Origin of the sequence: Extensimonas soli (assembly GCF_029211265.1) — a bacterium.
Lineage (GTDB): Bacteria > Pseudomonadota > Gammaproteobacteria > Burkholderiales > Burkholderiaceae_C > Extensimonas > Extensimonas soli.
Genome location: NZ_JARGEL010000024.1, coordinates 59838 through 82404, shown reverse-complemented (window position 1 = coordinate 82404; position 22567 = coordinate 59838). Strand labels below are relative to the sequence as shown.

Below are 22567 nucleotides of genomic sequence, written 5' to 3'. Positions count from 1 at the left end.
ATGATTCAATAATCGTTGAATAATTGCGGCATGGAAAAGACCACTGCCATCACCGTGTTCGAATCGCTCGCCTCGGGCGTGCGCCTGGACGTGTTCCGCTTGCTCGTGCGCCAGGGCCCGGCGGGGCTCGTGGCGGGCGAGATCGCCGTCGCGCTCGAATTGCCCGCGACCAATCTGTCCTTCCACCTCAAGGCGCTCATGCAGGCCGGGCTGCTGACCGTCGCGCAGGAGGGGCGCTTTCAGCGCTACCGCGCCAACATTGCACTGATGCAGGAGCTGATCCATTACCTCACGGCCGAATGCTGCGCGGGCCAGCCCGCGCAGTGCGCAGAGCTGGACGCCGCCGCGGACTGCATCGACTGCGCGCAGGCGTCCGGCAGCTGAGAGGCTGAGAGTCTTTCGTCCACGGTCGAAAAACTCTCAGCCTCTGAGCCCATCTGCAGGCAGCAGGGCGAAGAAATACAAGCAAAATCGGGCTCAAGCGCTGATGGAACCTGCGCTGGCAGCTCTTTTTTTGGAAGTTCTCGGCGTGGCGCTCTTTTCCCCGTTCTGTTCCCTTTCCCCCCACCCAAGGAGTTTGCAATGAGCGACAAGGTCTATCACGTGCTGTTTCTCTGCACGGGCAATTCGGCGCGCAGCATCATGGCCGAGGCCATCCTGAACCACATGGGCCAGGGGCGCTTTCGTGCCTACAGCGCGGGCAGCCACCCTGCGGGCCAAGTCAACCCCTATGCGCTCGAGCTGCTCGAGCGCCAGCGCCTGCCGGTGCAGGGCCTGCGCAGCAAGAGCTGGGATGAGTTTGCGCAACCCGGCGCCCCGCAGCTGGACTTCGTCTTCACCGTGTGCGACAACGCCGCGGGCGAGGTCTGTCCGCTCTGGCCGGGCCAGCCCGTGTCGGCGCACTGGGGCATCCCCGACCCGGCGGCGGTGGAGGGCAGCGCAGAAGACAAGCGCCGCGCCTTCGCCGAGGCTTTTCGCCTGCTGCACCGGCGCATCGCGCTGTTTTTGAGCCTGCCGCTCGACAAGCTCGACGCGCTCTCGCTGCAGCGCGAGCTTGACCGCATCGGGCACACCGGCGCCGCGCCGCAGGCCGCAGCATGAGCCAGCCCTGCGCAACGAGCGCGGCCGCGCCGCCCGCCGCCATGGGCGTGTTCGAGCGCTACCTCACGCTCTGGGTGCTGGTGTGCATTGCCGTGGGCATCGCGCTCGGGCAGTGGCAGCCCGGCGCGTTCCAGGCGCTCGCGCGCCTCGAGGTGGCGCAGGTCAACCTGCCCGTGGGCCTGCTGATCTGGGTGATGATCGTGCCCATGCTCATGAAGGTGGACTTTGCCGCGCTGAGCGAGTTGCGCCAGCACCTGCGCGGCATAGGGGTGACGCTGTTCGTCAACTGGCTGGTCAAGCCCTTCAGCATGGCTTTTCTGGGCTGGCTGTTTTTGCGCCACCTGTTCGCGCCCATGCTGCCCGCAGAGCAGATCGACAGCTACATCGCCGGCCTGATCCTGCTTGCCGCGGCGCCGTGCACGGCCATGGTGTTCGTCTGGAGCCGGCTCAGCGGCGGCGACCCGCTGTTCACGCTCTCGCAGGTGGCGCTCAACGACGGCATCATGGTGCTGGCCTTTGCGCCGCTGGTGGCTTTGTTGCTGGGCGTGTCGGCCATCGCCGTGCCCTGGAGCACGCTGCTGGTGTCGGTGCTGCTCTATATCGTGCTGCCGCTCGCCATCGCGCAGGCCGCGCGCCGCGCGCTGCTGGCGCGTGGCCTGCTGGACGCGGCGCTGGCGCGCACAGGGCCTGGGTCCATGGCCGCGCTGCTGCTCACGCTGGTGCTGCTGTTCGCCTTTCAGGGCCAGGCCATTTTGCGCCAGCCGCTCGTGATCGCGCTGCTGGCCGTGCCCATTTTGATCCAGGTGTTCTTCAATTCCGCGCTGGCCTACCTGCTCAACCGCGCCGTGGGCGAGCGGCACAGCATCGCGTGTCCGTCGGCGCTGATCGGCGCATCCAACTTCTTCGAGCTCGCCGTGGCCACGGCCATCAGCCTGTTCGGCTTCGACTCGGGCGCGGCCTTGGCCACCGTGGTGGGCGTGCTGATCGAAGTGCCGGTGATGCTGCTCGTGGTGCGTGTGGTGAACCGCAGCCGCGGCTGGTACGAGGCCCGGGCCAGCGCGCCGCATGCTGGATGAACCCTTGACCGACTCGATGTTGCTTGGCTCCGCGCCCAGGACGTGGGCGCTGGATAAATGCAGCGGGCGCGTGGCAGGGCCGCGCCGGGCGCAACCCGGATGCACGGGCGGCGCCCTGCCGATGGCCGAAAATCGCGCCCATGACCGTCTCACCAAAACTGCGTTTGCTGAAACATTGGGCTGGCGCTGCGATCTTTGGCGTGGTGCCAGTGCTCGCGCTGGCGCAAAGTTCAACCCTGCCGCCTGCGCCGGCTGTGGCCGCAGCACCGGCAACCACGCTGGCCGTCGCAGCCGCGAGCGCGGCGCCCGCGCCGATTGCCGCCGCTGACATGGCGCCGCGCGTGCGCGCCTGCACGCTGTGCCACGGCAAGGAAGGGCGCGCGACGCCCGAGGGCTACTTTCCGCGCATCGCGGGCAAGCCGGCGGGGTATCTGGCGAACCAGCTGTTCAACTTTCGCGACGGGCGGCGCAATTACGCGCCCATGAGCCACCTGCTCGAAACGCTCAGCGACGCCTACCTGCACGAGATCGCGGCCTACTTTGCGGCGCTGGAGCTGCCCTATCCGCCGCCGCCCGCGCCGCAGGCCGCCCCCGCACAACTCGCGCAGGGGCAGCGCCTCGTGCAGCACGGCGACGCGGCGCGCCGCCTGCCCGCGTGCGTGCAGTGCCACGGCAGCGCCATGACGGGCGTGGCGCCGGCCATTCCCGGCCTGCTCGGGCTGCCGCGCGACTACCTCAACAGCCAGCTCGGCGCCTGGCAGACCGGCCAGCGCCATGCGCAGGCGCCCGACTGCATGGCCGAAGTGGCGCGCAAACTCGCGCCCGACGAGGTCAGCGCGATCTCCGCCTGGCTCGCCGCGCAGCCCGTGCCTGCGGGTGGCAAACCCGCGGCGCAACTGCCCGCGCCGCTGCCGCTGCGCTGTGGCGGCGTCGCGCTGCCCGTGGCTGAAGAACGGGGGCGCACATGAAGCGCGTGCTCTGGACGCTGGCCCTGGTGCTGCTGGTGCTCGCCGGCGCGGTGGGCGCATTGCTGCTGCGCGAGCTGCGCGGCGCTGGGGACGGGGCGGGCGACGGGCCGAGTGTGGCCCAGGCGGCGGACGCTGCGCCGATCGCGGCTTCTGCAGCCTCGGCACCCGCCCCAGTGGCTGCCACAGTGGCTGCCCCAGTTGGCGCAGCCGCGGCCGACTTGCGCGCACGCGGCGCCTACCTGGCGCGCGTGGGCAACTGCATGGGTTGCCACACCGCGCGCGGCGGCGCGCCCTACGCGGGCGGGCGGCCCATCGAAACACCCTTCGGCACGCTGTACGGCCCCAACCTCACGCCCGACGCGCAAACGGGCCTGGGCCGCTGGACGGCCCAGGACTTCTGGCGCGCGCTGCACTACGGCCGCGCGCGCGACGGGCGCCTGCTGTACCCGGCCTTCCCGTACCCCGACTACACCCACGTCACGCGCGCCGACGCCGACGCGATCTACGCCTATCTGCAAAGCCTGCCGCCCGTGGCGCAGCCCAACCGCGCGCATGCGCTGCGCTTTCCCTACGACACGCAGCTTGCGCTCGCGGCCTGGCGCGTGCTGTTTTTCACGCCCGGACGCGGCGACGGCGCAGCCGCAGACCCCGCGCGCGGCGCGCAATGGAACCGCGGCGCCTACCTCGTGAACGGCCTGGCGCACTGCGGCGCCTGCCACACGCCGCGCAACGCGCTGGGCGCGAGCCAGGCCAGCCGGGCGCTCGGCGGCGGCCTGATTCCGGGGCAGAACTGGTACGCGCCCGCGCTCGACGCGGCGAGCGAAACCGGCGTCGCGCACTGGCCGCTCGACGACGTGGTCGCGCTGCTGCGCACGGGCGTCACGCGCGCAGCGTCGGCCCCGCCTGTGGCATCGACTGCAGCGCAAGCCAGCGTGAGCGGCCCCATGGCCGAGGTGGTGTTTCACAGCACGCAGTACCTGAGCGACGCCGACGCGCACGCCATCGCCGCGTACCTGCAAGCGCTGCCCGAGCGCGCCGCGCCGCCCGCGCCGCCCGCGCCGCCCATTGCCGCGCCGCCGCGCAGGCTGATGCAGCGCGGCGCGGAGATTTACCACGACCACTGCGCACAGTGCCACGGCACGCAGGGGCAGGGCGAGCGCGGCGCCTTTCCCGCGCTGGCGGGCAACCGTGCCGTGTTGCTGGCCGAGCCGACCAACCTCGTGCGCATGATCCTGCAGGGCGGCTACGCGCCCGCCACCGCAGGCAACCCGCGCCCCTATGGCATGCCGCCCTACCACCAGCTGCTGGGCGACGAGGACGTGGCCGCGGTCGCGACCTTCGTGCGCAATGCCTGGGGCAACCATGCCGCGGCGCTCGATACCATAGACGTTTATCACGTGCGCGAGCGGCGCTGAGCTTCGGTATCCGCACTGCCTCGCAACGCTGCGTTTTGACGCCTGCGCGAGCCTTGTCCGCCCCCCTTTTTTGATGGGCTCTCATCTATCTGCCACTGCCATGTCCGCCACCGCCATCCCTGCCACCACCGACCCCGCGCGCGGCTGGTGGGCCATTTGCCTGTGCGCCGCCTGGTGCGGCACCTGCGGCAGCTACCGCAGCGTGTTCGATGCGCTCGCGGCTGCGCACCCGCAGGTGCGCTTCGAGTGGGTGGACATCGAGGACGAGGCCGATCTCGTCGATGAGCTGGACGTGGAGACCTTTCCCACGCTGCTGCTGGCCGACGGGCACACGGCGCGCTTTTTGGGCCCGCTGCTGCCGCAGGCCGGGGCGCTCGCGCAGCTGCTCGCGCGCCTGCCGCGCGAGCCTGGCGCCAGCGCCGGCCCCGAGGCGCAGGCCGTGTTCGAGCGCGTGCGCGCTGCGCGCGGGAAGTGAGATTGCTCTTGTGTCAATAGCATCTTGTGCTTGCCATACCTGAACAAAATACCATTTTTATCCTGAATTTTCATGACGACGAACACCTGGTTCAACCCCGATTCGCTGCGCGCGCTGTGCGCGTATGGCAGTTGGGATCGCGGCGCGGCGCTGTACCGTGGGCAGCGTGTGCTCAGCATGCGCATCGAAGCGCTTGCAGACCGCTGGCAGGTCAGCGGCGAGGTGCAGGGCACGCAGCGCGAGCCCTACGAAGTGGTCGTGCAGCTGGCCTTTCGGCACAAGGGCGTGCTGCAGTCCTGGCAGGGGCTTTGCACCTGCCCGGTGGGCGTGCAATGCAAGCACGCGGTCGCGCTCTCGCTCAAGGCCGCCTACCAGGGGCAGCGCTGGCTGGAGACGCACGGCATTGCGCCCGCCGAGATGGCCGCGGCGCCAGAGCCCAGCCCCGAGGAGCGCGAGCGCCAGCAGGCGCAGCGCGCCCAGCAGGAGCGCCTGCAGGCCGAGGCCAGGCTGCTCGACTGGCTGATAGCGCTCGACAGCGCGGATCTGCAGCCGTCCCAGCTTGGGCCGCGCGCTGCGCAGGGCGAGCGCCGCGCGCCGCGCATCGACCAATACCTGTACCTGCTTTCGGTGCAGGGCCGTGCCTCGCGCCGGCCGCTGCTGCGGCTCGAGGCCGTGCTGTCCACGCCCAAAGTCGCGGGCGGCTGGACCAAGCCGCGCAACATCCGCACCCCGCCCGGGCCCGGCAACCAGGCCTACGACCACGCGAGCGAGGCCGATCGCCAGATACTGCAGCTGCTCGCGAGCGTGCCGCAAGCGTCCTCGTATGGCTACTACCACCACTATGGCGGCAGCCTGCCGAGCGCCGTGCTCGAGGGCCGGCTGAGCGTGATGGCGCTGGAGCTGGCCGCGGGCACGGGGCGTCTGTTTGCCGCCAACGAGGCCCACGAGCCCGACATGCTGCTGCGCTGGGGGCCGCCGCGCGCGCTCGAATGGACGTGGCAGGAGGTGGCGCAAGACCCGGCGCGCGCACCCGGCAAGGCGGCCAAGCCCGCGGCAGCCGCCAAACCCGGTGCTCAGGCGGGTGCGCCTGCCCAGGCGCAAGCACCTAGCCTCTGGCAGCTCTGCGCCCGGCTCGCCGCGCCGATGCAAGAGGGGGCGGCGCAAGAGGTGCCGCCGCCCGAGCTGCCGCAGGCACCGAGCGCCGCCACAGCAGCACAAGCCGCAGCCGACATGGCCGCCGCATCCAGCGTACCTGTGTCCGCACCCGCCTTGCCCGCACCCGCCCTCCCGGCACCCGCCGCTGCGACGCCGAGCCCCTTCGCAACGCCCACCCCAGCCGCCAGCGCCGCCACCACCGGCACCGCCGCGCCGCGCGTCTGGCTGTGCCTCAACGAGCCACCGCTGTACCTCGACCTGGATCTGGGCCAGACCGGTGTGCTGCAGACCGACGGCTTCACGCCCGCGCAGCTCGAGCTGCTGCTGCACGCCCCGGCCCTGGACGAGCGCGCGCTGCGCCAGCAGCAGAACCACCTCGTGCAGCGCCTGGGCCGGCTGCCGCTGCCGCCGGTGCTGCCGGAAATAGAGCGCGTCGAAGGCGGCGCGCCGCAAGCCTGGCTCACGCTGGCGCCCACGCCGCCCGCCGAGCGCCCCATGCAGGGCCTGATCACCGCGCAACTGCAGTTCGACTACCAGGGCCACCGCGGCTGGTGGGGGCTGGACGGCGCGCCGGCGCTGCTCGATGCGCCTGCGGCCGATGGTGTGGGCGAAGGCGCGGGCCAAGGCGCGGACGGCCCGGTCACGGCAGATGCTGCAGATGCGGCCGCCGAGGCCAAGACCCGGCGCATCCTGCTCGTGCGCCAGCCCGAGGCCGAGCGCGCAGCCTTTGCGCGATTGCAGGCGCTGGGCTTGCTGGGCACGGACGCGGGGCGTTTTTACCTGCCCGGCCCGGCGCTGCAAAGCACCTGGCTCGAATGGTTCGAGCAGGACTTTGCGCCGCTGCGCGCCGAAGGCTTTGCACTCACGCTCGCGCCCGAGCTCGCAGGCTGGGTGCGCCATGCCGACGTGCTCGACGTGCGCATGCACCCTGAAGGCGGCGGTGCGGGTGCAGGCGGGGCCGAGGACGCGGGCCTGCACGAAGGCGACGACAGCACCTCGCCCTGGTTCACGCTCTCGCTGGGCATGGAAATCGACGGTCAGCGCCACAACATCCTGCCCTGGCTGCCCGACCTCATCGCCGCGGCGGCCGCGCACCCGCCCAACCCCGCCACGGGCGAGCCCACGCTGCCGCCCTACGTGTTTCTGTCCATGCCCGGCGGCGACGGCTTCGTGCGCCTGCCCACCGAGCCGCTCAAGCCCTGGATGGCCGCGCTGCTCGAACTCGTGGGCGAGCGCGGGCACGACTTTGCGGGCGACGGCCTGCGCCTGTCGCGCCTGGAGGCGCTGCGCGCGAGCGCTGCGCTCGGTGAGGGCGCGCAGTGGCAGGGCGCCGAGGCGCTGCGTGCGCTGCTGCAGCAGCTGCGCGGCCAGGCTGCCTTGCCCGAAGTGGCCGTGCCTGCGAGCGTGCAGGCCAGCCTGCGCCCCTACCAGCAGCAGGGCTTGAACTGGCTGCAGTTTTTGCGCGCGCACGGGCTCGCGGGCATCCTGGCCGACGACATGGGCCTGGGCAAAACCTTGCAGACCCTCGCGCACATCCAGGCGGAAAAAGACGCGGGCCGGCTCGACCGCCCCGCGCTCATCGTCGCCCCCGTGAGCCTGCTGGGCAACTGGCAGCGCGAGGCCGCGCGCTTTTGCCCGCAGCTGCGCAGCCTGGTGCTGCACGGCAAGGAGCGGCACGAGGTGGCGCAAACGCTCGCCGAATACGACCTGGTGATCGCGCCGTATTCGATCCTGCAGCGCGACCGCGAGCGCTGGCTGCAAAGCCCCTGGCATATCGTGGTGCTCGACGAGGCGCACCACATCAAAAACGCCAGCACGCACGCCGCGCAGGTGGTGTACGCGCTCGACACGCGCCACCGCCTGTGCCTCACCGGCACGCCCATGGAAAACCACCTGGGCGAAATCTGGAGCCTGTTCCACTTTCTGATGCCGGGCTTTCTGGGCAGCCAGAAGCGCTTCACCGAGCTGTACCGCACGCCCATCGAAAAGCACGGCGACGCCGAGCGCCTGGCGCAGCTGCGCGCGCGCATCACGCCCTTCATGCTGCGCCGCACCAAGGCACTGGTGGCGCACGAGCTGCCGCCCAAGGTCGAAACCGTGCTGCGCGTGCAACTCGCGGGCGCGCAGGCCAATCTGTACGAAACCATACGCCTGGGCATGGAAAAAACCGTGCGCGATGCGCTCGCGGCCAAGGGCCTGGCCAAGTCGCAGATCACCATCCTCGACGCGCTGCTCAAGCTGCGCCAGGTGTGCTGCGACCCGCGCCTGGTGCCGCTCGATGCCGCAAAAAAGGTCAAGACCTCGGCCAAGCTCGACCAGCTCATGGAGCTCTTGCCCGAAATGCTTGCCGAAGGGCGGCGCATTTTGCTGTTTTCGCAGTTCACGAGCATGCTCACCCTGATCGAGCAGGAGCTGCACAAGCACAAGCTGCAGTGGGCCAAGCTCACGGGGCAGACGCGCAAGCGCGACGAGGTCATAGAGCGCTTCACGAGCGGCGAAGTGCCGCTTTTTCTCATCAGCCTCAAGGCCGGCGGCGTGGGGCTGAACCTGCCGCAGGCCGACACCGTGATCCACTACGACCCGTGGTGGAACCCCGCCGTCGAAGCCCAGGCCACCGACCGCGCGCACCGCATCGGCCAGACGCAAAGCGTGTGGGTGCTCAAGCTCGTCGCGCAGGGCACCATCGAGGAACGCATCCTCGCGCTGCAGGAGCGCAAGGCCGAGCTCGCCAGCAGCATGTACAGCGGCGCCAGCGCGCGCAAGGAGCCGCTCTTTACCGAGGACGATCTGGCCGAGCTGCTGCGGCCGCTGGAGTAGGCGCCGGGCGCGTGGGACGGTGCGAGGGCGGCCATCGGGTCAACCCAGATTGCCCATTAGGCAGTGCTTCGCACCTACGCGGGCGCTGGCGGACGGCTGACGGTCATTGGGGTGCTGCAAAGAGCCCCGTCATTGCGAGCCCCGCAGGGGCGCGGCAATCCAGACCCACCCTTGGCGGCGTGCGCAGGCGCTGTTGCCAAGGCCCCATGGATTGCCGCGGGCCTTCGGCCCTCGCAATGACGGGAAACCATCGTCCCGCGTCCTCGTGGACAATCCGGGTATCAATGCGCATTTCCCGCATTTCTCACCGCCACACCTGCCTGAGCAGCTTCGTAAACCATAGTGTGCAGGGCCGCCGCCGCGCGCAGGGCGCACCATTACACTTACCGTGCCCAGCCTCCGCATCCACCTGCCTTCAACCGCACCCACCTGCACCCACCCCACGCCCATGCAAGGCCAGTTGTTCACCCAGGATTTTTTGCTGCGCGGCTGCGTCGAGACGCCCGCGTGGCAGGCGCTGGACGAAAGTGGCTGGCCGGACTTGCGCGCCGCGCTGCAGGGCATTTACGCGGGGCTGGACGCCGGCTCCACGCTCAACGAGGCGCAGACCGAGCAGGAGCTGATCCACAAGGTGCTGGTGGCGCTGGGCTGGGGCGACGGCTTTTTGCCGCAGGTCAACCTCTCGGGCAAGCGGCGCGAGGACGTGCCCGACAGCCTGCTGTTTGCCGACCCCGCGCACAAGGCCGCCGCGCTGGCCGAGGCGCGCGACGAGCGCCGCTACCGCCACGGCATCGCCGTGCTCGAAGCCAAGCGCTGGCTGCGCCCGCTCGACCGCGGCGACCTGCTGCTGGAGCCCGACGCGCCCTCGTCGCAAATGCTGCGCTACCTGAGCCGTGCCGACGTGGTCAGCGAGCGCGCGGTGCAGTGGGGCATCCTCACCAACGGCGCCGTGTGGCGCCTGTATTGGCAGAACGCGCGCTCGCGCTCGGAGGAGTTTTTCGAGGTCAACCTCGCCGCCGCTCTGGGCGTGCCCGGCGTGCCGCCGCACCCCGACGACCCCGCGCCCGAGCACGCGCTGCGGCTTTTCGTGCTGTTTTTCCAGCGCAGCGCCTTTTTGCCCCAGCCCTGGGACGACGCGCGCCGCAGCCTGCACGCCTACGCGCTCGACGAGGCGCGCCTGTACGAAGAAAAAGTCTCGCAAGACCTGGGCGCGCGCGTGTTCCACGACATCTTTGCGCAGCTCGCCGACGCGCTCACGCGCGCCGACCTGCATGCGCAGACGCGGCCCGTGGGCTATGGCCAGTTCGCGCGCCGGCAGTTCACGCCCGCCTACCTCGACGAAGTGCGCGAGGCCACGCTGGTGCTGCTGTACCGGCTGCTGTTTCTGTTCTACGCCGAAGACCGCCACCTGCTGCCCGTGCGCGATGCGCGCTACCACGACTACAGCGTGCGCCGCATCCGCGAAGAGGTGCGCGACCGCGTGGACGCGGGCGCGGCCTTCTCGGGCACCGTGTGCCAGATCTGGCTGCGCCTGCAGGGTGTGTTCGAGCTCATCGACCAGGGCGACGACCTCATCGGCATGCCCGCGTACAACGGCGGCCTGTTCCACCGCGCGCGTGCACCGCTGCTCGAGCGCACCAAGGTGCCCGACAAGGTCATGGCGCCCATCATCGACGCGCTCTCGCGCCGCACCGAAGAAGTGCTCAAGGGCTGGATCAACTACCGCGACCTGTCGGTGGCGCACCTGGGCGGCATCTACGAGCGCCTGCTCGAATACACCCTGGTGCACGAGGTGCAGGCGCGCGACAGCTACAAGGACAAGCCCGAACTCGACCGCCTCGTGGCGCTGCCCGCGAGCTTTGCGCGCAAGGTCTCGGGCAGCTACTACACGCACGACGAACTGGTGCACCTGGTGCTGCGCGAATCCGTGGGCCTTTTGGCCGCCGAGCGCATGCAGGCGCTCGAGGAGCAGTTGCAAAAGTGGAGCAAAAAAAGCGCCCTCAACCCCGCCGAATGGGAGCTGCTCGACCAGCTCGACCCGGCCAGCGCGCTGCTCGAATGCAAGATTTGTGACCCGGCCATGGGCAGCGGGCACTTTCTGGTGGCGCTCGTCGATGACCTGGCCGACCGCGTGCTCGAAGCCAGCGCCGCCGCAAGCCTGCGCATTGCCGCGCAGCCCTGGTCGGCGCACCTGGTGGAGCAGGGCCGCCCGTGGCAAAGCCCCGTGCTCGCGCGGCTGGCGCACATCCGCCGCGGCATCCGCACCAACGCCGGCGCGCACGGCTGGGCACTCGACGAGGCGCAGCTCGACGACCGGCACATCGTGCGCCGCATGATCCTCAAGAAGTGCATCTTCGGCGTGGACAAGAACCCCATGGCCGTGGAGCTGGCCAAGACCGCGCTGTGGCTGCACACCTTCACCGTGGGCGCGCCGCTGTCCTTCCTCGACCACCACCTGCAAACCGGCGACAGCCTGCACGGCGAGCGCTTCGACGCCGTCGAGCGCGGCCTGCAGCAGCTGGGCACGCTGTTCCAGCAGGGCGAGCTGCAGCGCCTCAAGCTCGCCGCGCAGGCGCTCGCGCAGGTGGCCGACCTGACCGACGCCGACATCGGCGAAGTGCACCAGTCGCAGCGCCTGGCCGAGGAGGCGCAGGCGCAGCTCGCGCCCATCCACGCCGTGCTCGACTTCTGGCGCGCGCTGCGCTGGCTCATCCCCGGCTGGCCGGTGGACAAACCCGCGCAGCTCGCGCGCCTGCTCAAAGACCAGCCCGAGCGCCTGGCCGCGCTGCGCCGCCTGCTCGCGCCGCAGGTCAACCTGCCCGCCACGCTGCTGCGCGGCGAAATCGAGGGCGCCGACCCTGCCGACCCCGACACCCAGGCCGCCAACGCGCTCATGCGCGAGGCGCGGGCGCTGGCCGCGCGCGAGACCTTCTTCCACTGGTGGACGAGCTTTCCCACCGTGTTCGGGCCGGGCGCGCGCGGCGGCTTCGACGTGGTGCTGGGCAACCCGCCGTGGGACCGCATCAAGCTGCAGGAGGTCGAATGGTTTGCCGAGCGCGACCGCGCCATCGCCGCGCAGCCGCGCGCCGCCGACCGCCGCCGCATGATTGACGCGCTCAAGCACGCGCCGCTGTCGCAGACCGCAAGCGGCGCGCATGCCCACACGGACTTGTGGCAGCAGTACCAGGAGGCCAGCGCCCGCGCCGAAACGCAGGCGCGCGTGCTGGGCAACGGCAAGCTCGGCAGCGGCGACTACCCGCTGCTGGGCGGCGGCGATCTGAACCTTTACAGCCTGTTCGTCGAGCGCGCGCAAACCCTGGCCGCGCCGGGCGGCATGGTGGCGCTGGTCACGCCCAGCGGCATCGCCGCCGACAAAGGCGCCGCGCCCTTTTTCAGCGGCCTGAGCAGCAGCGGGCGGCTGGGCGCGCTGTTCGACTTTGAAAACCGCAAAGTCTTTTTCCCCGACGTGCACGCGAGCTTCAAGTTCTGCGTGCTGCTGTTCGGCGGGCCGCAGCGGCGCTTTGCGCACACACGCTGCGCGTTTTATCTGCACAGCCTGCACGAGCTCGACACCGAGCCCGAGCGCACGCTGCAACTCAGCGCCGAAGACTTTGCGCGCGTCAACCCCAACACCGGCGCGGCCCCGATCTTCCGCCACCGGCGCGACGCCGACATCACCCTGCGCCTGTACGCCCAGCACCCCGTGCTGGTGCGCCACGCGCACGGCGCGCAGCCCGAGCAGCGCGCCTGGCCGGTGCGCTACATGCGCATGTTCGACATGACCAACGACTCCGGCAAGTTCCTCAAACCCGAGGAACTGCGCGCCGCCGGCTGGCAAATCGGGCCGCTGAACCGCTGGCGCAAGGGGGATGAATGGGCGCTGCCGCTGTACGAAGGCAAGATGGTGCAAATGTTCGACCACCGCGCGGCGGACGTGGTGGTGAATCTGGACAATTTGCACCGCGCGGCGCAGCAGCGGCCTATCGAACTGCACGAGAAAGTCGATCCTGAGCGTTTTCCGCATCCGCAATTCTTCGTGCGTGCAGAAGAAACCAAAGTCAATCCTTGGGATTGGGCGCTGGGTTACAAGGAAATTACCGCGCCCACCAATGTCCGCAGCATGATCGCCGCGATTCTGCCCGGCGTAGGTTTTGGCAATAAAGTGCCGTTGCTGATTCCGCAGGCACAAACCCCACAGTCAGCGGCGCGCGTTGCCAGCCTGCTGGCAGCCAATTTCAATGCGTTTGCCTTAGATTTCGTGTTGCGTCAGAAGCTGCAAGGGCAGACCATCAACCTGTTCATCCTCGAACAACTCCCCGTCATCGCCCCCGAGCGCTTCGACGCCCCGCTGCCGGCCGCGTTCGCCACCGCGATGCGCGCCGCGGGGCTCATGAACGGCCACCACGCGCAGCCCACGGTGGCCGACTTCGTCGTGCCGCAGGTGCTGGCCCTCAGCTACACCGCGCACGATCTGGCCCCGTTCGCGCGCGACCTCGGCTACGTGGACGCCGCCGGCCAGCCGCTCGCGCCCATCGCCTGGGACGATGCGCAGCGCCGCGCGCGCCTGACGGCGCTCGACGCGCTCTTTTTCCACCTCTACGGCCTGGGCGCCGACGACGCGGCCCACATCCTCGACGCCTTCCCCATCGTGCGCGAGCAGGACGAACGCGCCTGCGGCCACTACCGCACGCGGCAAGACATCCTGGCGCTTTTGCCGCTGCTGCAGGGGTGAAAATGGCCTTTTGCGCCTTGTCTGTAAGCGTAAGAAGCTATCGTTATGAGAGTTTTTTCTCGGTGCAGGAAAGCAGGCAAAGCAGGGTGTGTCGCATAGGAGCCATGCGGGCTGCGTGCTGCAGCTTTTGCAGGGTATGCTCTGTTTCCACTCTCCAGCACTCCCACGACCGAGCCTTGCCATGACCGACAAAGCAGCCGCTGCGACCAGCTTTTTCGCAGGCCCGCAGGATGGACTGTTGGAGCGCACCCTCCTGGAGGCCGCACCCGATGGCGTGTTGCTGGTCGATCGCGCTGGCCACATTCAGCTGGTGAACGCGGCGCTGGAAAAAATCGCGGGCCGCACGCGCGCGCAGTTGCTGGGCCGGCCGTTGGACGTGCTGCTGCCCGCCAGCGTGCGCCATTTGCATGCGAAGTGGCTGGCAAGATTTTTTGCCAGACCCTCGGCCCGCCCCGTGGGCTGGCTGCGCAATCTGCATGTTCCGCGCCCCGGGGGCTCCAAGCTGCCCGTCGAAGTCACCCTGGGGCATTGCGTACTGAATGGCCAGCCGTTTGCCCTGGCCTTCGTGCGCGACGCCTCGGGCATGCGGCACATGCAGGCGCAGGTGCATTTCATGGCAAGGCATGACGCGCTGACCGGCCTGGTCAACCGCTGGCAGTTCGAGCAGTCGTTGCAGCTGGCCATGGTCACAGCGCCTGAACGGCACATGGCCGTGGTGCTGGTGGACTTGAACGACTTCCAGCGCGTGAACGACGGCCATGGGCTCGAGGCGGGCGACCAGGTCTTGCTCGAGACGGCCTACAGAATGCGCAGCATCCTGAGTGTCGGGGGGATGCTGGGGCACTTCGGCGGCAATACATTTGCCATCTTTTTGCCGGACGTGCAGCACGACGCCGCGCTCGAGCGCACGCTGCAGGGCATCCAGGCGAGCCTGGCAGAGCCGTTTCAGGTGCAAGGCGACACCCTCATCGAAATCAGTGGTGCGCTGGGCGCAGCGCGCTTTCCGCAGGACGCCAGGGACGACGCCAGATCGCTGGTGCGTTGCGCGTTCATGGCGCTGGCCCATGCCAAAACGAACCAGGGCGGCAATTACGCCCTGTACCGGCCCGAGATGGGGCAACGCATCGAGGAGCGCGCCGCCTTGCAGGACAGGCTGCGGCTCGCGCTCAAGGAAAAGAGCCTGCAGCTGCACTACCAGCCGCAGATGGACTTGCGCAGCGGACGCATCACGTCGGTGGAGGCGCTGCTGCGCTGGGACGATGCGGTGCTGGGCAGCGTGGGGCCCGACCGCTTCGTCCCCGTCGCCGAAGCCTCGGGCCTGATTCTGACGCTGGGCGACTGGGTGCTCGAAACCGCCCTGGCGCAACAGGCGCAATGGGCCGCGCAAGGTGTGTCGCTGCAAATGGGCATCAACCTTTCGGCGCACCAGCTGCGCGAGTCCAACCTGGCGACGCGCTTGTCCGAACTCCTGAAGGCCAAAGGCCTCGGGCCTTCGGCCATAGAGCTCGAAATCACCGAGTCGCAGGCAATGACCGATCCGCAAAATGCCGTCGAGTTGCTGAGCCAGCTGGCAACGCAGGACATCGGCCTGGCGCTGGACGACTTCGGCACCGGGCATTCGTCTCTTGCGTACCTGCAGATGTTGCCCGTGCGCCGGCTCAAGATCGATCGCAGCTTTGTGCATCGCCTGCCGCACCAGACCAAGGATGTCCTGCTCGTGCAAAGCATCATTGCGCTTGCGCACGAGCTGGGCCTGGAGGTGGTGGCCGAGGGGGTGGAAACGCAGGAGCAGCTCGATTTTCTGCAAGCTGCAGGTTGCGACCATTACCAGGGCTGGCTGCTTGCCAAGGCCATGCCGCCTGAACAACTGCTTGCATGGATGCAAGACACTGGAGGGGCAGAATCACCCTCGTGCTCTGGCGCAGGCGCCTTTCTTTGAGGCAAGCCTGTGCGCCGCTTTCCTTTCTCAACTCGCTTTTCCACTGCAAGGAGCAAATGATGAAGACGCAAACCCGCACATTCCCGCTCGCGTCGGCGCTGGCCCTGGCGGCCGCGCTCGGCGTGGCCGCGCCTGCGGCGCTGGCGCAAAAGCCCCATGCGGCGTACCGGCACCACCAGGTCGAGGACAGTGCCCTGAACAGCGTCACCGTCAGCGGCACCGGTCTGGTGGTCGATGTCGATGCCGACGCGCGCCAGGTCGTGATCAAGCGGCCCAACGGCGGGTATTCGATCTACCAGGTCGGCCCCGAGGTGCAAAACCTTGAAAAAATCCAGCGCGGCGACATGGTGCACGTGCGCTACCACGTGAGCATCGCGCTGGAGCTGGCCAAGAGCGGCTCGGGCGTGCGCGAGCGCGTCGAGCGCGTGGGCGAGCGTCCCTTGGCCGAAGGCCAGCCCGGCGGCCTCGCACGCCAGAGCATCAACGTGGTCGCCAACGTCGAGGCCGTGGACCGCGCGCGCAGCGTCGTCACCTTGCACGACGCCAACGACCGCCTGTACGACGTGCATGTGCGCGACCCCAAGCGCCTGGACAGCGTCAAGGTCGGCGACCAGGTCAAGGCGCGCATCACGCGCTCGGTGGCCATCGTCGTCGAGCCTGGTGAGCTGCCCGGCAAATAAGCGCACACGAAATCGCGCGAATCCATCGATTTCATTGCGTGCGGCAATTTGCAGTGCAGCACACTAGTGTAGTGTTCGACGCTATCTGCGACATAAAACCGCGTCTTTTCGGCCCGGGCCGCGTTGCAAATCCTCGCGATACCACCCGGTATCGCTGCAGTTTGCGCCTTGCCCAGACCAAAAATCCATCGGTTTTATTTGTCGCATCAAGCATCAAACACTACACTAGCGCAGAGTCGCATTGAGCCAGGGCGTCGCCAAGCGCGGTTCAAGGAAACACGAAATTCGTGGTGCTGCTGCTGCCCGCCGTGAGCGCTGGCAGTGTCACCACCTTGTCCGCGTAGCCGCTCAGGCTGGCCCGCAGCGTGTAGTGCGCAGCCGCGCCGTTGTCGGGGCTGAAGACCAGCGCTGTGGGGGCCGGCGCATAGGCGGCGACCCAGGGCGCGGCCACGGGCAGCAGGAAGGAGTAGCCGCCCGTCACACCGTCCACGAGCTGCCCGGCGACTTCCACGGTGCCCCCTATCGTGAGAGGCTGCATGGCGCGCACCAGAGTGTCGGGAGGTGCCGTGACGGTGGCAGTTGCCGTGCCCGAAGGTGGTGGCAAGGCAATCGGGGCGATGGGTGTTACGGTCTGCGCCGTGACCGGAACGCCGGTGACTACCGCAGTAGTGCGTCCTGGCGCCGTCATGACGAGGGTGTAACTACCCGGCGCCACGGGTTGCAGCAGGAACTTGCCATTGGCATCGGGCGTGGTGGCCTTGACGATGGTGCCGTCGCTTTGCTGCAGCGAGACGCCGGCAACCCCGCCGCCCACGGCGGGATCGACATAACCCAGCACGCCCGAGATATAGCGCGGAATCACCGCTACCACGGGTTTGAGCAGGTACTGCCCCGAGGCGCCGGCCGAAACGATGGACTTGCAGGCGTCGAAGTCGAGCACGAAGTCGGCCATCTGGTTGGGGCCGATGTCGATGTTGATGTTGGCCTTGACCCCCGACTGCTGCCCGCTCGGCGTCTTGAGCGCGACCTCTTTGCCGTCCGTGGGCCAGACGGAGTTGGCCAGTGGCTGCGCCCCGCCGTTGGCGGCCAGCACCAGCCGCATCTGCGTGTATTTGCCCGTGGGCAAGGGCAGCTGGCCCAGTTCGTACAGCACGCCGTTGGTCAGGCCGAGCAGGTCCAGGCGCACGGCGGGGTTGAGCGTGAGCTCCGACCAGCCGGGGTCGGTCTCGCCGGCGCTGATGCTCTGGTGTACGCGGACTTTCTGGATCGTCACGTTGACGGCGTCGTAGCCGCACGCAGGGGCATCGGTCACCGCGAGGCGCAGGGTGCCCGTGCCGGCACTGCCCCCGTCACCCCCGCCGCCCCCGCAGGCGGCCAGCCCGGCGATGAGGATGCCGCCCACAGCGAGCTTCAGATTTCGGAGCAATTTCATGGTCATGGTGTCCCTCTTTGGTGGATGATTTGCCGCGGCCATTGAACCATCGGGCTGCCGCGGAGCATGCCCTGTGCTCTGCCATCGGGAGCACGGGGCAGCGCAGTTTAGGGGGATGGCGGCAACTCTGCGTGAGCGCATGTTACGCAGGCAACCAGGGGGTTTGCCGGGTGTTTTCTGTGCGTATGGCGAAACACTGGCGATCCAATAGGGACGACCTATCGGCAAGACCCCCCGGTTCATGCCGCTGTCATGAACGGCTTGCACCATCAAAAACGCAGCAGGCACGCTCCACGGCGTGCCTGCTGCGTTTCATTCATCCACCCCAGGCTAAAACCATGACACGCAAAAGCCCGAAACCCTTCCTGAAACTTGCCACCCCGCTGGCCTGTGCTGCCGCACTGGCCCTTACCGCATGCGGCGGTGGCGGCGGCGGCAACGACCCTTTCACCATGGCCGTGATCGGCGACGTGCCTTACGGCACCAGCCCGACGGACACCGCGCAATCCACCGCCTTGCCCGCCTATCTGAAGGCGCTGGACACCGACGCAGATGTGTCCATGGCCCTGCACGTGGGTGACATCCACTCGGGCAGCCAATACTGCACGCAGGATTACGACAAGTCCATCTTCACGGCGTTTTCTGCCCTCAAGCATCCGCTGGTGTACGCGCCGGGCGACAACGAGTGGACGGACTGCCACAAAGCCAAGGAAGGCGGCGGCAGCTACAACAGCGCGACGGGCGCCATCGACTACAAGCTCGACGCCAACGGCAACCCTATCGACTACGCCAGCGGTGACCCGCTCAAAAACCTGGACCTGGTGCGCTCGATCTTCTTCGCGCAGCCGGGCAAGACGCTGGGCGGCAGCATGAGCGTGCACACCCAGGCCGCCGAGTTCGACCCGCAGTACCCGACGGACAAAAACTACGTCGAAAACGTCTGGTTCGAAAACTCCGGCGTGCTGGTCTTCACGCTGAACATGCCGGGCGGCTCGAACAACGACACCGACCCTTGGTACGGCGCGCCCGCCATGAGCGATGCCCAAAAGCAGGAGGTGGCCAACCGCACGGCGGCAGACCTGCGCTGGATCGACACCGCCTTCAACCGTGCGGTCGCCAACCAGAACTACGCCGTGGTCATCCAGCTGCAGGCCGACATGTGGGACCTGGACGGCAAAACGGCGAGCCACATCGCCCAGTACCAGCAGTTCATCGACAAAATCGCCCAGCGTGCCAAGGACTACGGCAAGCCGGTGCTGTTGTTCAACGGCGACTCGCACATCTACCGCTCCGACAATCCGCTCGTCCAGGGCGCGCCCTGCATCGCCGAGCCCAGCTCGGGCGCTGCGGCCGTGGCCTGCAGCGATGACGCTTACGCCAACCAGCCCCACGGCTACAACGTGCCCAACTTCCACCGTATTACGGTGCACGGCAGCACCATGCCGCTGGAGTGGCTCAAGCTGAAGGTGGACCCCAACTACAGCACCAGCGCCCCCGCCACGGCCACGAGCTTTGGCCCGTTCTCGTGGCAGCGCATGCAGCCCAAGCTGTAGCCAGCCGGTAGCGCAGGTCTGCCGCCGATGCGCGGCAGGCTGCCAAAATTTTGGTTTTTAACGCAAAAAAGAGAGCGCCTTGTGCTTGATGGTGAAGCACAAGGCGCTTTTTTCGTCACTCATTTTTGCTTCAGAAAAAAGAGCGAATCAAAAGAGCAAATCGCCAGTGCAGCCGCACGCCCGCGCCGTGGCTCAATCCGTCAGCCCCGCCGCCTCGACCAGCCCCCGGGTGTACGGATGCTGCGGCGCCCGCAGCACTTGCAGCGCGGGGCCGGATTCGAGCACGGCGCCGTCTTTCATCACGAGCACCTCGTGCGCCATGGCGCGCACCACTTCCACGTCGTGCGTGATGAGCAGGTAGCTCAGGCCCTTTTCGCGCTGCAGGCGCTGCAGCAGGCTCAGCACCTGCTGCTGGATGGTGACGTCGAGCGCGCTCGTGGGCTCGTCGAGCACGAGGATGTGCGGCTGCACGATCAACGCGCGCGCAATCGCGATGCGCTGGCGCTGGCCACCCGAGAATTCGTGCGGGTAGCGCGCGAGCAGGCCGGGGTATTGCGCCGCCGTCAGGCCCACTTCGGCGAGCGCGGTCTGCACACGCTGGCGCCGCGCGGGCGCGTCGAGCTCGGGCGCGTGCACGCGCAGCCCTTCGCCGACGATCTCCTCCACCGTGAGGCGCGGCGAGAGCGACGAGAACGGGTCCTGGAACACCACCTGCACGCGCCGGCGCAGCGCCTGGTTGACGGGCAGGTTGCGCGTGGCCGGCTGCTGCCAGCGCTGGCCGGCAAGCTGCAAGTCGCCCGTGTGCGGCAGCAGCCCGAGGATGGCCTGCGCGAGCGTGGATTTGCCCGAGCCCGATTCGCCCACCACGCCCAGCGTGCGCCCCGGCAGCAGCTGCAGCGTGGCGCCGCGCACGGCCTCGAAGCGCCCCTGGCGAAACCAGCCGCGCCAGCCCGGCAGCGGCACGGGGTAGCTCACGCCCAGGTCTTGCGTCTGCAGCACCGGCGCCGTGCCGGGCGATGGGGAATCTTCCACCACCTGCCGCTGCGGGCGGCTTGCGAGCAGGCGGCGCGTGTAGGGGTGCTGCGGCGCGCGAAAGAGCTCGGCCACGGGGCCTTGCTCGACTAGCACGCCGTGCTCGAGCACGGCCACGCGGTCGGCAAAGCGGCGCACGAGGTTCAGGTCGTGCGTGATGAGCAGCACGGCCATGCCGGTCTGGCGCTGCAGGTCGGCGAGCAGGTCGAGGATTTGCCGGCGCAGTGTCACGTCGAGCGCCGTGGTGGGCTCGTCGGCGAGCAGCAGCGCGGGCTCGCTCGCGAGCGCCATGGCGATCATGGCGCGCTGGCGCTGGCCGCCGCTGAGCTGGTGCGGGTAGGCGCCGGCGCGCCGCGCGGGCTCGGGGATGCCCGTTTTTGCTAACAATTCGATAGCTTCTTGCGAAGACTGTGCGGGCGTGAGCGCCTTTTTGAGCTGTAAAACCTCGGCGATCTGCCGGCCCACGGTCATGAGCGGGTTGAGCGCCGTCATCGGCTCCTGGAACACCATGGCGACTTCGCCGCCGCGCACGGCGCACAGTTCGCGCTCGCTCAGCGCAAGCAGGTCGCGCCCGCGCAGCCTGGACTGGCCGCTGATGTGGGCCTCGCCCGCAAGGCGCAGCAGGCTCAGCGCCGTGAGCGTCTTGCCCGAGCCCGATTCGCCCACGAGCGCGAGCTTTTCGCCCGGCGCGATGGCAAAGCTCACGTGGCGCACCACCTCTTTGCTGCCAAAGCGCACGCACAAGTCCTGCACTTCGAGCAGGGGGGGGGCCGGCGTGGCCGGGGTGCTCAAGGCGCCGCTCATCGTTCGGCCTTGCGCGGGTCGAGCGCGTCGCGCAGCGCGTCGCCCATGAAGGTCAAGAGCAGCAGCGTGAGCACGAGCACGCCGAAGGTGAAGAGCGAGATCCACCACGCATCGATGTTGTTCTTGCCCTGGCTCAGCAGCTCGCCCAGGCTGGGCGTGCCCGGCGGCACGCCGAGGCCGAGGAAGTCGAGCGAGGTCAGCGACAGGATCGCCGCGCTCATGCGAAAGGGCAGAAAGGTCACCACGGGCGTGAGGCTGTTGGGCAGGATGTGGCGCCAGATGATGTGCCAGTTGCCCACGCCGAGCGCACGCGCGGCCTTCACGTAGTCAAGCTGGCGATTGCGCAAGAATTCGGCGCGCACGTAGTCCGACAGCCCCATCCAGCCGAACAGAGACAGCAGCACGAGCAGCAGCGCCACGCTGGGCGCAAACACGGCGCTGAAGATGATCAGCAGGTACAGCTCGGGCATGGAGCTCCAGATTTCGATGAAGCGCTGAAAGGCCAAGTCCACCCTGCCGCCGAAAAAGCCTTGCATGGCCCCCGTGAGCACGCCCAGCAGCACGCCCGTGAAGGTGAGCACGAGCGCGAACAGCACGTTCACGCGAAAGCCGTAGATCAGCTGCGCGAGCAGGTCGCGCCCGCGGTCGTCGGTGCCCAGCCAGTTGTCGCGCGTGGGCGGCGCGGGGTTGGGGTACTTGGCAAAGTAGTTGATGGTGTTCGCGCCGTAGGGGTTGAGCGTGTAGATCGCCCAGTTGCCACCTTGCGCGAGGCGCGCGCGGATGAAGGGGTCGAGGTAGTCGGTGGGGGTTTCGAAGTCGCCGCCGAAGACCTTTTCGGGGTAGTCGCGCAACATGGGAACGTAAAGCTGCCCTTCGTAGCGCACGAGCAGCGGCCGGTCGTTGCTGATGAGCTCGGCCGCCAGGCTCAGCAGCACCAGCGCGCAAAAGACGATCAGGCTGCCGTAGCCGAGCCGGTTGCGCTGAAAGCGCCGCCACGCGCGGTACGCGGGCGACCAGCCCGGCGTGGGGTCGATCGCGGGGGGGATGCCCGAATCGGCGGCGCCGGGGTCGGCCGCGGTGGGGGCGCTGCTTGCAAATTCAGCCATGGGTGCCCGGGGCCAACCGTGTCTTGTAGCTACCGGCGATGTCGCTGCGCCCGCTGCGCCTGCGCCCGATGAAGGTCGAAAAATGCGCGCGGCCGCTGCGCTGCGCGCGCACTTGCTCGTCATAGCGCAACACCTCGCTCACGCCCGGGCCCGTGGCCTCGGCAAGGAGGTTGAGCTGCTGCTTGGCTTCGCCTTCGAAACGTGCATTCACTGGCATGGTTGTGTTCCTGAGGGATCGTTGTCTTGGATTGTGTAACAGCGCGTCACCCGCGCGAATCCTGC

15 protein-coding genes are annotated in these 22567 nt (G+C 68.5%); 11 read left to right on the top strand and 4 right to left on the bottom strand.

From position 1 onward, the window contains the following. Positions 1-30 precede the first annotated feature (30 nt). The 10 genes from PYV55_RS11185 (at position 31) to PYV55_RS11140 (ending at position 16358) form a co-directional block, all read left to right on the top strand. The gene (locus tag PYV55_RS11185) at positions 31-384 is read left to right on the top strand and encodes an ArsR/SmtB family transcription factor (RefSeq protein WP_275851149.1); all 354 of its coding nucleotides are present in this window, start codon (positions 31-33) and stop codon (positions 382-384) included. 198 nt (positions 385-582) lie between these two features. After that, the gene (locus PYV55_RS11180) at positions 583-1101 is read left to right on the top strand and encodes an arsenate reductase ArsC (RefSeq protein WP_275851146.1); all 519 of its coding nucleotides are present in this window, start codon (positions 583-585) and stop codon (positions 1099-1101) included. Continuing rightward, the gene (arsB, locus tag PYV55_RS11175; protein ID WP_275851143.1) at positions 1098-2177 is read left to right on the top strand and encodes an ACR3 family arsenite efflux transporter; all 1080 of its coding nucleotides are present in this window, start codon (positions 1098-1100) and stop codon (positions 2175-2177) included. The genes PYV55_RS11180 and arsB overlap by 4 nt, the downstream gene beginning before the upstream one ends. A 140-nt stretch (positions 2178-2317) precedes the next feature. Then, positions 2318-3145 carry a c-type cytochrome gene (locus PYV55_RS11170; RefSeq protein ID WP_275851141.1) on the top strand — a complete coding sequence of 276 codons (828 nt, stop codon included), beginning with the start codon at positions 2318-2320 and terminating at the stop codon, positions 3143-3145. Beyond that, positions 3142-4560 carry a cytochrome c gene (locus PYV55_RS11165; protein ID WP_275851139.1) on the top strand — a complete coding sequence of 473 codons (1419 nt, stop codon included), beginning with the start codon at positions 3142-3144 and terminating at the stop codon, positions 4558-4560. The genes PYV55_RS11170 and PYV55_RS11165 overlap by 4 nt, the downstream gene beginning before the upstream one ends. 100 nt (positions 4561-4660) lie before the next feature. Beyond that, positions 4661-5035, top strand: coding sequence for a thioredoxin family protein (locus PYV55_RS11160; protein ID WP_275851137.1), 375 nt, complete (start codon positions 4661-4663; stop codon positions 5033-5035). Positions 5036-5107: 72 nt separating this feature from the next. Continuing rightward, positions 5108-9007: a DEAD/DEAH box helicase gene (locus tag PYV55_RS11155; protein WP_275851134.1), complete on the top strand. Its 3900-nt coding sequence runs from the start codon at positions 5108-5110 to the stop codon at positions 9005-9007. 388 nt (positions 9008-9395) lie between these two features. Then, complete coding sequence (locus PYV55_RS11150) at positions 9396-13739, top strand: Eco57I restriction-modification methylase domain-containing protein (RefSeq protein WP_275851133.1); 4344 nt, start codon at positions 9396-9398, stop codon at positions 13737-13739. Between the two features lie 181 nt (positions 13740-13920). Continuing rightward, positions 13921-15678, top strand: a complete 1758-nt coding sequence (locus tag PYV55_RS11145; RefSeq protein WP_275851131.1) for a putative bifunctional diguanylate cyclase/phosphodiesterase — start codon at positions 13921-13923, stop codon at positions 15676-15678. A 59-nt stretch (positions 15679-15737) separates the two neighbouring features. After that, a complete protein-coding gene (locus PYV55_RS11140) occupies positions 15738-16358 on the top strand; it encodes a hypothetical protein (RefSeq protein ID WP_275851129.1) in 621 nt (206 codons plus the stop codon). 268 nt (positions 16359-16626) lie between these two features. Here the strand turns inward: PYV55_RS11140 and PYV55_RS11135 are convergent, their stop codons facing one another. Next, complete coding sequence (locus PYV55_RS11135; RefSeq protein WP_407066795.1) at positions 16627-17796, bottom strand: DUF4382 domain-containing protein; 1170 nt, start codon at positions 17794-17796, stop codon at positions 16627-16629. 332 nt (positions 17797-18128) lie between these two features. Between PYV55_RS11135 and PYV55_RS11130 the strand changes: the two genes are divergently transcribed. After that, positions 18129-19343 carry a hypothetical protein gene (locus PYV55_RS11130; RefSeq protein WP_275851125.1) on the top strand — a complete coding sequence of 405 codons (1215 nt, stop codon included), beginning with the start codon at positions 18129-18131 and terminating at the stop codon, positions 19341-19343. A gap of 192 nt (positions 19344-19535) precedes the next feature. Here the strand turns inward: PYV55_RS11130 and PYV55_RS11125 are convergent, their stop codons facing one another. From PYV55_RS11125 to PYV55_RS11115, 3 genes are read right to left on the bottom strand one after another with little or no spacing between them, the layout of a single operon-like run. Continuing rightward, on the bottom strand, positions 19536-21179 hold the full coding sequence (locus tag PYV55_RS11125) for an ABC transporter ATP-binding protein (RefSeq protein WP_275851123.1): 1644 nt from the start codon (positions 21177-21179) through the stop codon (positions 19536-19538). Next, positions 21176-22285 carry an ABC transporter permease gene (locus tag PYV55_RS11120; RefSeq protein WP_275851121.1) on the bottom strand — a complete coding sequence of 370 codons (1110 nt, stop codon included), beginning with the start codon at positions 22283-22285 and terminating at the stop codon, positions 21176-21178. Before PYV55_RS11120 ends, PYV55_RS11125 begins: the two co-directional genes overlap by 4 nt. After that, positions 22278-22502: a hypothetical protein gene (locus tag PYV55_RS11115; RefSeq protein ID WP_275851119.1), complete on the bottom strand. Its 225-nt coding sequence runs from the start codon at positions 22500-22502 to the stop codon at positions 22278-22280. Before PYV55_RS11115 ends, PYV55_RS11120 begins: the two co-directional genes overlap by 8 nt. Between the last annotated feature and the right edge of the window lie 65 nt (positions 22503-22567).